At 45.9% G+C, this 11,605-nt stretch carries 12 protein-coding genes; 8 read left to right on the plus strand and 4 right to left on the minus strand.

Annotation, left to right across the window (positions count from 1 at the left end; all coding sequences use genetic code 11):
- The first annotated feature begins 243 nt into the window (after positions 1-243).
- From tatA to W234_RS0107105, 5 genes are all read left to right on the plus strand, one after another.
- Positions 244-525, plus strand: coding sequence for a Sec-independent protein translocase subunit TatA (gene tatA / locus W234_RS0107085; RefSeq protein WP_025646056.1), 282 nt, complete (start codon positions 244-246; stop codon positions 523-525).
- A 74-nt stretch (positions 526-599) separates the two neighbouring features.
- Positions 600-1,262 (plus strand): Sec-independent protein translocase protein TatB, encoded by a 663-nt coding sequence (gene tatB / locus W234_RS0107090; protein WP_025646058.1) that lies wholly within the window; start codon positions 600-602, stop codon positions 1,260-1,262.
- Between the two features lie 137 nt (positions 1,263-1,399).
- The gene (gene tatC / locus W234_RS0107095) at positions 1,400-2,137 is read left to right on the plus strand and encodes a twin-arginine translocase subunit TatC (protein ID WP_392397031.1); all 738 of its coding nucleotides are present in this window, start codon (positions 1,400-1,402) and stop codon (positions 2,135-2,137) included.
- A gap of 277 nt (positions 2,138-2,414) precedes the next feature.
- The gene (locus W234_RS0107100) at positions 2,415-3,911 is read left to right on the plus strand and encodes a UvrD-helicase domain-containing protein (RefSeq protein WP_025646060.1); all 1,497 of its coding nucleotides are present in this window, start codon (positions 2,415-2,417) and stop codon (positions 3,909-3,911) included.
- A 246-nt stretch (positions 3,912-4,157) separates the two neighbouring features.
- On the plus strand, positions 4,158-5,159 hold the full coding sequence (locus tag W234_RS0107105; protein WP_025646061.1) for a tRNA dihydrouridine synthase: 1,002 nt from the start codon (positions 4,158-4,160) through the stop codon (positions 5,157-5,159).
- Positions 5,160-5,233: 74 nt separating this feature from the next.
- Here the strand turns inward: W234_RS0107105 and W234_RS0107110 are convergent, their stop codons facing one another.
- Entirely contained in the window at positions 5,234-5,659 is a 426-nt protein-coding gene (locus tag W234_RS0107110; protein WP_025646062.1) for an MAPEG family protein, read from the minus strand.
- Positions 5,660-6,088, minus strand: a complete 429-nt coding sequence (locus W234_RS0107115) for an OsmC family protein (RefSeq protein WP_025646063.1) — start codon at positions 6,086-6,088, stop codon at positions 5,660-5,662.
- Between the two features lie 379 nt (positions 6,089-6,467).
- On the opposite strand from W234_RS0107115, the gene W234_RS0107120 reads away from it, so the two are divergent.
- Positions 6,468-6,989: an RNA pyrophosphohydrolase gene (locus tag W234_RS0107120; protein ID WP_025646064.1), complete on the plus strand. Its 522-nt coding sequence runs from the start codon at positions 6,468-6,470 to the stop codon at positions 6,987-6,989.
- Positions 6,990-7,159: 170 nt separating this feature from the next.
- On the opposite strand, the gene W234_RS0107125 is transcribed toward W234_RS0107120, so the two are convergent.
- Together W234_RS0107125 and W234_RS0107130 are read right to left on the minus strand one after the other, a co-directional pair.
- Entirely contained in the window at positions 7,160-8,017 is an 858-nt protein-coding gene (locus W234_RS0107125; RefSeq protein WP_025646065.1) for an NRDE family protein, read from the minus strand.
- A 12-nt stretch (positions 8,018-8,029) separates the two neighbouring features.
- On the minus strand, positions 8,030-9,661 hold the full coding sequence (locus W234_RS0107130) for a DUF4139 domain-containing protein (RefSeq protein WP_025646066.1): 1,632 nt from the start codon (positions 9,659-9,661) through the stop codon (positions 8,030-8,032).
- Between the two features lie 338 nt (positions 9,662-9,999).
- On the opposite strand from W234_RS0107130, the gene lgt reads away from it, so the two are divergent.
- On the plus strand, positions 10,000-10,884 hold the full coding sequence (gene lgt / locus W234_RS0107135; RefSeq protein WP_025646068.1) for a prolipoprotein diacylglyceryl transferase: 885 nt from the start codon (positions 10,000-10,002) through the stop codon (positions 10,882-10,884).
- A gap of 56 nt (positions 10,885-10,940) precedes the next feature.
- Complete coding sequence (gene thyA, locus W234_RS0107140) at positions 10,941-11,585, plus strand: thymidylate synthase (protein WP_025646070.1); 645 nt, start codon at positions 10,941-10,943, stop codon at positions 11,583-11,585.
- The last annotated feature ends 20 nt before the right edge of the window (positions 11,586-11,605 follow it).

An 11,605-nucleotide genomic window follows, 5' to 3' on the forward strand; every position in this document is an offset into this window, starting at 1 on the left:
CGAAAACAAAAGTGCCACTACCTATTTACTCTGTGTGATTGTTGCGACTTTCACCTTTTTGTCATAACGGCAAGGTATAATAGTATTTTTACGTCAGCGTTATGTCTGTATTTTTGTCAAATAGATCAATATTCTATAAAATAACAGTAGCGCGGTGGCGGCAATACTAATGCCAACAACTAAAGAGCAGCATTCACACTCAGAAATCTCAGACATGAGGTCTCAGACATTAAGGATATCATTATGGGCAGTTTTTCTATTACGCATTGGCTCATTCTCTTGGTGGTCGTGGTCGTCGTTTTTGGCACCTCTAAGCTGAGAAATGCCGGTAAAGATTTAGGCGGCGCGGTCAAAGGCTTCAAAGATGCGGTCAAAGACGAAGAAGCCGAAAACGCTAAAAAACACCGCGTACTCGATCATGAAGCTGGCGTGCCCCCCAATAGCAGTGCTAATAAAACGCACGGCACCAAAGTTGATGATATTGAAATCAGTCCTGCTGCAAGCGATGATCAACATAAAGTTTAGTTCGACAGAGTAGTTAGTACAGCCGCTACGTTGGTTATTTTTACCTGCTCTATAGATAGTGATGCTCAGGCCTTATGTTTGATATCGGATTTTCAGAGTTACTCTTATTTGGCGTTATTGCCTTAATCGTGCTTGGCCCGGAGAAGCTGCCACAAGCAGCGCGTACTGCTGGTCAATGGTATGGCAAAATTCGCCGTACTGTCTCAACGCTACAGTCCGAGATAGAAGCTGAGCTTGATCTGGCAGAGACCCGCCAGCAGATGCAAAAAGAGCTGGCAAAAATTCGCGAGACAGAAGCGCAAATGAAGCGCGAGATGGCTGAGTTACGCGGAAACATGCAAGAGTTTGAATCTGCTCAGAATCACAGCTTAAAAGATGAAAATAATTCTACTAGCTTAAAAAAAGAGCCAAACGCTCACAAGGATAATGATACTGCTGTCGATGCTAGCAAAAGCGCGGCGACGCCAACTTTAGATGAACAATATGCTTATGATAGTGACTTGATGGTTGATAAGCAGTCCGAAGCTATAAATACTGACTCAGCCTCTATCGACGATATAAATACGCCTATAATGACGCGTCCATGGGAGAATATGTGGTTTCGCTTAGGGGCTTACGATAAGGCGCGTCGTCTGCCTGCTGCGCCTTACATGCCGAATTATAAAGCTGATACTTTGCTTTATAGCCAAACCGATGCGGATAACCCCATGCCTCATAATGGAGAGGCGAGTTTATGACATTGTTTAAACGCCAAAAAAGCCGGCAAGAAAAACGAGCTCATGAAGAGGCAGTTGATAGCGCATCTTTTGGTAGTGTTGATGCTAAAAGTGCTCAAGACGAAAAATCCGATGATTTATTAGACTCTCTTGCAGACATGCCCATCACTGAGCATTTGATTGAGCTACGCCGGCATCTCATCAAGATCTGCGCCGCGGTATTAATCGTATTCTTAGCACTGGTTGGTTTCTCACGGGAGCTTTATGATTTTTTATCTGACCCATTAGTGGCGCAGCTGCCTGCTAACTCAACGATGATCGCGACCGATATTACCTCTAACTTTATGGCGCCGATACGCTTGACTATATTTGTGGCTGCCTTTTTTGCCATGCCTTATATTCTTTATCAAATTTGGTCTTTTGTCGCACCAGGGCTGTACAAAAAAGAGAAAAAAGTCGCAATACCGGTACTATTATCATCGATCATGCTGTTTTATGCCGGCGTGGCTTTTGCCTATTTTGTGGTACTTAAAGGCGTACTTAAATTCTTTATCGTTTTTGCGCCACAAAACGTATTGCCGATGACCGATATAGACAGTTATCTGAGCTTTGCCTTGAAGTTATTTATGGTGTTTGGGCTGACGTTTGAGATTCCAGTGGTGACTTTGCTGTTGATATTGGTCGGTATTGTCTCCATTCAAAGCTTAGAAGATAAACGCCGTTATATCATTGTGGGCTGTTTTGCCATAGCGGCGGTAGTGACACCGCCAGATGGGGTATCGATGTTGATGCTCGCGTTTCCGATGTGGCTGTTGTTTGAGTTGGGCTTATTTTTAGCTAAAATCTTGCTTAAAGACAAAAAAGAAGATCTAGTCGCTGAGCACTCAGAGCATTAACAAAGCCAAAATGATATCAATGCTTTATGAAATGATTAGTGCGTTATAAGACAATGACTGCTGATAGCAAATGTTTGCTCATAAAGACAAAGCTAATCTGTTAAAATCAGTAGTGCTCATTTACGCATGCGCAACAAACCCTATTCCAATCAAGAAAGCGCCTTTATTTGCGTTTTTTCTCTTCTAATGAGCCATTGTTTACGCAGTGGCTTTTTTTAGCCCCGTGTCTTTTATTTCATGCTTCATTTTATTCTGTTTTACATTTAGGTAGCTTTTTATGTCTGCATCTATGCCCGCTTATATGAGTGACCCTACCGAAGAGCAGCTTGCTGCGCTTAATATGGCGATGGATCATAAATCGTTTAAGGTGGTCGCTTATGCCGGCGCGGGTAAAACGACTACTCTAAAGCTGATTGGTGAGCGGCTGCGTGGTCGCGGTTTGTACTTAGCCTTTAACAAGGCTATAGCTAATGATGCGCGCGCCAAGTTTCCAGGACACGTCGACTGCCGGACCTTTCATTCGCTCGCCTATCGCCATGTGCCGCGAGACATTACCGCTAAGCTATCATTGCCTCGGTTTTCGCCGAAACGCTTAGGTGATGACTTAGGCTTGCAGCCGGTGCAAGTGCGACGGCAGATAGAAGGCTCGAATAAATACATCACTTTGACCCCAGCCCGCCTTGCGCGATTTGTCAGCGATGCGGTGAGTAACTTTTGTAGTACCCATGCCAGCTACCCTGCGCCCCGGCATTTATTGTTTCCCAGCTGGCTCGATGATAGTGACGCTGAGCAGCTACGAGAAATGCTCTATCCGGCAGTTGAGCAGCGTTGGCTACAGTCGATTGACGCGCGTCATCCTGCCGGTATCGGTCATGATATTTATCTTAAATTATGGGCGCTATCTAAGCCTACTATCCCGGCCGACTTTATCTTATTTGATGAAGCGCAGGATGCCGACCCTTTGATGATGGGTATCTTGACGCAGCAATCAAAGCAAGTTATCTATGTTGGCGATGCTCATCAGCAGATCTATGAGTGGCGCGGAGCGGTCAATGCGATGAAAAAGCTACCGCTGCCGCAAACCTTATTGACGCAGTCGTTTCGCTTCGGCGAACCTATTGCTGAGGTGGCGAATACTCTACTCAAAGCGCTACAAGAAGACGTGCCTCTTAAAGGCAACCCCAATAAAAGCTCCTCTACTGAGAAAGGCCTCGTACATAGCAAAAAGGACGCCATTCTTTGCCGTACCAACGCGGCGGCTATGGCGCAATTACTCACAGGGTTAAAGCACGGCCATCGCGTAGCGCTACAAGCCGATACCGAGCGTATGCTAAAGTTCTGCCAAGCGGCAGAAAACCTCAAAAACGGTAAATCTGCTTATGGCGTGCCAGAGCTGGCGTATTTCTATAACTGGTCGGATGTGCAAGAGTATTCAGAAACCAATGAGGGCAGCGATCTAAAAACTTTGGTTAAATTGGTCGATGATCATGGCACTAGCGTCTTGACGCGCGCGGTGAATAGTTTAACTCGTGTTGAGAACGCCGATTACGTCATCTCAACCGCGCACAAAGCCAAAGGCCTTGAGTGGGGAAAGGTACAGCTCGATGATGACTTCTATTATGATGTCACGACCAACGGCATTAAGATTAGCCCTGAAGAATTGCGTTTGTTGTATGTGGCTTGTACTCGCGCACAAAATAACTTAGATATTGCCAATATTGCGCCACTCATCTCAGGACTGCAGACCGGTAAAAAAGTGATTTATGGCAGTTAGTTTGCTCATTTATTTAGCAGCTTAAATTTTTTATGTACTTTGAGCTCTTAGACGTTATAACTAAATTTTAAACTTGGTATTTACCAAGCAATATTTTAATTTTGTATAACGATTTGCTGGGCTAAAGCCGTAGCCTACCCGAACGTTTATAAACCTTGTCATTAAATTCAATTCTCCGCTGTAGACTGTCATTCGCGATACGTAACCTACCGACCCAAAACAGCTAAAACCTTTAATTCTTATACTATGTCTAATAAACAATTTAATCCTTTATTTAGCAACCCCGTCCGCCTACTAGCCCCAATGGAAGGCTTGACCGATCCGTTAATGCGGCAAATCTTAACGCAGATTGCCGCCGATTTGGGTCGCCCTTATGATTGGTCGGTGAGTGAGTTTATTCGCGTCACCCAAACTGTCTTGCCTGCGCATGTATTCTATAAATACGTGCCAGAGCTGCATCATGATGCTAAGACCGCCTCAGGTACGCCTATTCATATCCAGTTGCTCGGTAGCGAAGCGCAGTTGATGGCAGAGAATGCGGTCTTTGCTTGTGAGCTTGGTGCGCCCGCTATCGATATTAATTTTGGTTGTCCTGCTAAGACGGTCAATAGCCATCGCGGCGGCTCAGTGCTGCTCGATGAGCCTGAAGTCATGTATCAGATTATTAGCGCTGTACGCCAAGCAGTCCCTAGCGAAATTCCTGTGTCAGCAAAGATACGTCTCGGCTACACCGATACCAGCCGTATGGATGATATACGCGGGGCAATTGACGCGAGCGGCGCGGATTGGCTAACCATTCATGCCCGCACGAAAACGCAAGGCTATAAGCCGCCCGCTTACTGGGAGAAAATTCAAGGCTTTAATAGCCTAGATATCCCAGTGATTGCTAATGGTGAGATTTGGAACACTGAGGAAGCGAAGCTATGTATCAGGCAATCAGGCACCAACCATTTGATGCTCGGACGCGGGGCGGTGACGCGGCCGGATTTAATTGCGCAAGTGGATAAAATAGATGTAGCTAAGGACGAATCGTTGAAAACGTCGACACTACTTTGGTCAGACTTAATCACTCATCAAATTAGGTTTTTGCAAGGCGAAGCAAAAAATGATGTGGTGCTCGTTGGTCGTTATAAGCAGTGGCTGGGCATGCTGACTAAGGGCTATATGGAAGCACAAAGTCTATGGAATGAGATCAAAAGGCAGAAAGATAAAGCGGCTATTATCGCCGCTTTACAAGCGAGTCGCTGATAAAAATTCTAAATTGAGGTAGCTGTTAAATACCGTTTTTCGCTTTTATTATTTCAACGCTTTGACTTTAACAGCTAAGCGCTAATCCGAATCGCAATATAAAATAGCATTAGCGGACAGGCCATTGATAGCACCCAAAGAATAGAGCGAAAAGTCGCCAAATTAGTAATATAAGCCGCGCAATAACCGATACGGATAATCACATATAGCCAAGCTAAGGTATTAATAATGGGCTGTGGTACAAAGAACAGCATCGCGACAATAACCGCTGCCAAAAATACCGGTAGCGTCTCATAGCTGTTTTGCTGAGCGGCATTCGCCCGCGCCGAAGCACCTGTAGTCTGCCGCAAAAACTCTCGCGGATGGGCGTTATCCGAGAGACCAAAGCCGCCTAACACCTTGGCCGTTATTGCCATCAGTAGCGGCAATAAACTGGCGACCACCATTGCCCATATTGCGGCAGCGGCAGTATCAGGGATAAAACCAAAGAGGTAAATCATCTAACCATCTGCCCCTTCGCCTGTCGTTATGACAAAATCATGAGTGATGTTAACGCCGCCATCTACTAGCATACGACTGGCTGAGCAGTACTTATCAGCGGAAAGTTTAATGGCTTTTTCAACCTGTTTTTCAGCGATATCTTGTCCGCTAACCACAAAATGTAGGTAGATATCTGTATATACTGCTGGGATAGTTTCCGCCCGCTGTGCAGTCAGCTCGCAGCGTACATCCTGCACCTGTTGCCGCGATTTTTGTAAGATAGATACCACGTCGTAGCTGGCACAGCCGCCAAGTCCTAGTAGTACTAGCTCCATGGGACTTGCGCCCTTCTCTTTATCAGCGTCGATCTGAACGTTATGCCCTGATGGCGCTACGCCCATAAAAGCTTTATTCTCTTGCCAAGTGACGCTCGCTTTTGATTCTGCCATCTTCTTATCCTAATATTATTAATTTACGGTACTGATTTATGCCGTTAGTGTAGCACTAGTTTAGCATTAGTTTCATCTAGGGTTTGTCTAGAAACATAAACTTAAAGCCTGTTTGAACCTAAGGGAGCAAGTTTGATTATTTACCGCCTTATCATTATTTAACAAAAGTTGTATTTTAAGTTATTGATTTTAAATCGTTAAATTTGTGAAACATTTTATAGCAAATTATCGTTACACATTTTGACCATTTCTTGTTTTAATAAGGGTAATAAAACTTATTCTAATTTGGCAACGATAGTCACTACCTTATAATAATTATGTTGGCTATCGAATGTCGCTTGGCAATAAGTTATTTTTAGATAAATTAAAAGGTTAAGTCATGATAGATGCAGACGGCTTTCGCGCCAATGTCGGCATCATCTTGGCAAATACACAAGGGCAAGTACTGTGGGCAAAGCGTATCGGACACAACGCTTGGCAGTTTCCGCAAGGCGGTATCGACCGCGGCGAGACGCCAATGGATGCGATGTACCGCGAACTCTGGGAAGAGGTCGGGCTGCATCCGCGCCATGTCGACTTATTGGCAGTCACTCAAGATTGGTTACGCTATCGCTTGCCAAAGCGCTACGTGCGCCATGGGCAGTATCCTTTATGTATTGGGCAAAAACAAAAATGGTTTTTGCTACGCTTAGATGAGCCGAATACTCAACACATTCGCTTTGATGAGGGAAAACCTGAATTTGACCATTGGCAATGGGTCAGCTACTGGTATCCGCTCGGACAAGTGATTCACTTTAAACGCGGGGTCTATCGCCGTGCTTTGCAAGAGCTGGCACGCGAGTTACCCCTTAGACAAGAGCTGATTATTCCGGAACAAAACAATCATTTATTGATGGAATAGACGCTCACGTTAATGAAAGATGCTCGCTGTCATATCTAAAACATCAGATATGACAGCGAGCATTTTTTATGTCTTTAGCTATTTTTCTGGCAAGCCTAATAAAGCATAGCTCCATTTTTCAGCCCCTGTAACCTGTATAACGTCACAATATTGCGTGGAATGCTCGCTACCTAACACTTAACATTATCCGTTTCATGGCTAATCAGCTGCGCTTTTACTTCTGACTTATCTTCACCGCGCAAAGTCAAAATACTTTGCGTACGCGTGCCATAACTTGGCATTGGCGTATCAGTATTACTCAAAGCGACCGCGTCGATGTACACAGACGATAAGGCTTGCTCTATAGCTTTTGGTACGCCTGTTTTCGGCAGCCCTTCCTCAGGCGCTGAGGTGCTATCTGACATCACATTAAGCGCGGCCGCTTGCCAATACGCAAGCGAGCTATCCTCAGCGATGAGCGGCAGCACTTCTTGACGCAAGCGCGCGCGGAGCTTTTCAGTTTTAAACCACTCTTCATCCGGCTGTCCGTTGGAGAAAACATGCAATCCTGCATGTAAAGCGGTCGGCGCATGGCCACGGTTATTGACGATGACCGCTTGCTGGCTATCACCAATGATGAGATTAAACCCAGCGTAGTCTCGTAGCTTAATCTGCCGCGCAAATGCCATCGGGCTGAGTGTACTTGTCAAAAAACTGGTCACTAATTCGCCGCGTGAGCGCTCATCTGCTCTTGCTTGCACGCCATCGCGAAAGTTTAATACCGCCGCCCAGTGACCGTTTTGTTGATATAAAGGGCTTTGATTGTCCTCAGTAGACTGCTGATTCTGTTGTTGACTCTGCTGTTGACGTTCTTGCTGATAAATGCCTAACCAAGTGCCGCCACTTTGGCTGTCGCGGCCAGCATAGATCGGCTGATCTGGCCACTGGTGCAACTGCTCGGTAGGACGCGCTAAGAACTCATCACGATTTGATAAAAGTACTAACGGCAGCTCATCAAAGAGCTGCCAAGCGATAGCGACGATACACATAGTTTTCCTTTTTTAATTACTGATCAATTCTTGCTTAGCCGGATAACTGATTTGCGAGGTCGACTGCACGACTTGCGACTGTTGCGGCGCTAACTTAAAGTCCCAAGCCACGACTCCTTGATTACTATTCCAATCGCGCTCGCTAATTGGCGGCGTATGGGTGGCACTGACTTTTAAGTTATCATCGCGGCTGATAGGCTCGCTGCCTAATACTTGTAAGTTGACCGTTTTATTATGCTGATTAGTAAACTGATAAGCTTCTGTCTTAGTCAAAGTTTGGATGCGATTAAACGCGCCTTTCTCGCCTTGTTTATCTTCATCTACTAATTGTTTAACTCGCATATTATTATCAACACCAAAGCCAATGCCTTGCTCTTTTAGCAGCTGATAGCTATAGCGCGTTTGCCCGATATAATTATCATCACGGTACAGCTGCAGCGAGCCATCGACCCAAGCGGGTGTCAAGAACGGCGCTGACGCATACCAATATCCTGCCAGCTCTGCACTTGGTGTGCTTCGAATCCACAGCTTACTGATTCCTGCTTGCTCATCGATAACAGTACGTACCCGCCGACCATCACTCGGAATACTAACGCGCTGCGGCAAACGGTATTCAGTTATGCCGTTTTTATCTTGCCGGTTGACCGCAAAGCTCGGTAACGGCGCCATATTAGCCATAGCTCCAGCGCTTTCGTCTGCTGAGACCACCACGACTGGCGCTTCCATCATTGGCTGCGCGTATCTTGCGACACTACCTTGCTGCTGCTCGTCATAGAGCGATAAGCGCTGCACATAAGGCAGCTGGCCTGTCGCGTTTTGGTTCGGATTCACTGAGCTGAGCATTAAAGGCACGTTTTGCCAGTTTTCGCCGGTTTGCTGCGCGATAATGGCCGAGGCAGTAATACTTAACTGCTTAGTATCGGTATTGAGCCGTGCTTGATAGGTCGGTTGCCAGCTAGCGCCGCGCACTTGATAGTGCAGCTTGAGGTTACTTGGCGTACGGCTAGCGGTGCGCACGCTGACTTGGGTGACGCTATTTTGCGTGGTCGTGCTGCTACCAGCCATGAGCTGATTGAGTGCATCTTGCGCGCGGGCTTGTTGCTGCTCAATCTCAAGGATTCGCTTATTAATAGCGGCGGCCTGCGTCTCTAGCTCACGAGCATTACTGCCCAAAGTGCCCTCGAAGCTGATTTGGTTGACTTTGGTCATATTTTGCAAATAGGCTTTGACCAAACGCGCCGCTTCTAAATCGGCTTTGATACTGGCTAAGTGATTTTGCTGCGTCTGTACCTTAGCATCGCCTTGATACTGGCACAGTTGAGCTTGCTCACCGCTTAAGGTCTCGATACTGACTTCACCGACATTAACGTCGCCAAGCGCTTGTACGCTCAAGCTGTCTTGATCAAGATAAGGCGACAAGCAAGAAAACACTAACGTTTGCTCACCGCTACCAGCAATCGGCAGCGTACGCGTGACGCTCGCTAAGCCTTGATAAATAGTGATTTGCTCAATGCCGCTTTCAGCCGCTTGAGCACTAATAGGAGGCAATAACAAGCTAAGCGCGGTTAGAGCAAATATCGAACTTGGTATTGTGCCTAATCTTTGCTGAGTCAGCACTGCTCTATTTGACCGATAGGGTTTCATGACTGTCCTTAGTCTTATAGTATTTTTGGTCTTACAGTATTTTTGGTCTTACAGTATTTTTGGTCTTACAGTATTTTGGTATAAACCATCACAATCTCGTTTGTTTTTATCTTAGCGTTTTTTATCCGACATTACTATCTTATAACTTTGTGCGGTTAGCTTACGCTCGCGGCTATAGTAATGATGATTATTTCTCTAGCGCGCGGCTTCTTTACTAGCAGCATTTTTTTAGCATTGCACGCTTACCATACTGCCCAGTATTGCGATGCGAAATTAGTGTTCGTAACAGCTAAATTTGCTATCATGAGCAGCATCTTATTCTCAATATTATGACTTTTATGAACATTCATCCTCAGTATGACCCAGTAGCGTTAGCGCTCGGCCCTATCGAAGTACACTGGTATGGTTTGATGTACTTGCTTGCCTTTGCCGCAGCCTTTGGTCTTGCTTGGTATCGCAGTACTAAACGCGATGCTTGGTCGACGGATATGGTCTCAGACTTAGTGTTCTTTGGCGCGCTTGGGGTGATTTTGGGCGGCCGTATCGGTTACGTGCTCTTCTATCAATTTGGCGAATTACTACAAAATCCGGCCTACTTATTTAGGGTTTGGGAAGGTGGTATGTCTTTTCATGGCGGCCTTATTGGTGTCGCTCTTGGCATGCTTTATTTTGCGCGTAAGTATAAAAAGACGCCTTTTCAAGTCCTCGATTTTATCGTGCCTTGCGTGCCAACGGGCTTATTGTTTGGACGCATTGGCAACTATATCAATGGCGAGCTGTGGGGCCGTGTCTCTGATGGCGGCTATAACTGGCTCACTTATTTCCCGCAAGCGGCGGCCTTTGATGCTCAGCTAATGCAGGCCGACCCAACCTTGCAGCAATTGGCGGCTGAGGTTAGCGGTCAGTATTTACTGCCACGCCATCCCTCGCAGCTCTATCAAGCGTTAACCGAAGGACTGCTGCTGTTTTTGCTACTGTGGTGGTACTCCTCAAAGCCGCGTCCGCGTATGGCGGTGACGGGCGTGTTTATGCTTGGTTATGGCTTTAGCCGCTTTATTGTCGAGTTCTTCCGTCAGCCCGATGCCGATCAAGGTTTTATCCTTTTAGGCTGGGTCACCAAAGGGCAGATCTTAAGCGCACCGATGATTATCATTGGTATCGTGCTCATCATTTATGCTTATAAACGTGACATTTATGATTGGGGTAGACAAGCTGCTTATTAGACCCATATTAGACATTAAATAAACTTAGTTGTTATTAAATATTGAAGTTGTAGACCATGATTACTAGCAAAAACGAACAAGCTTATCTTGATTTACTCCAGTACGTGTTGGCTCACGGCACTGAAAAAGGCGATCGCACTGGCACTGGCACCTTAAGTCATTTCGGCGCGCAATTGCGCTTTGACTTGGCAGAGGGTTTTCCCTTACTGACCACTAAAAAAGTACACTTTAAGTCCATCGTGTATGAGCTATTATGGTTTTTAAGCGGTAGCACGCACGTTGATTATTTGCAGCAAAATAACGTACGCATTTGGAATGAATGGGCCACCGCTGAGCAAACCGCGCGCTTTAATCGCCCTGCTGGGGATCTGGGCCCTGTCTATGGCCATCAATGGCGCAACTATGGCGCAACTAAAAACACTGATGAAAGTGACAACAATGTTTATAATGATGACGGCGTCGATCAAATATCGCAGCTTATTGAGCAAATAAAAATTAACCCCAACTCCAGACGTCTTATCGTCTCTGGTTGGAATCCAAGCGAAGCCAGTCAAGTGGCCTTGCCGCCTTGTCATACATTGTTTCAGTTCTTTGTTGCGGATAATAAGCTCTCTTGTCAGCTTTATCAGCGCTCAGCGGATTTATTCCTATTATACCCCCATAACAATAATGCACAATACGGAGTAATAGATCGTATATAATGCAATACATAACTTAGTCT

This window comes from Psychrobacter sp. TB15 (assembly GCF_000511655.1).
In the GTDB taxonomy this organism is placed as follows: Bacteria; Pseudomonadota; Gammaproteobacteria; order Pseudomonadales; family Moraxellaceae; genus Psychrobacter; species Psychrobacter submarinus.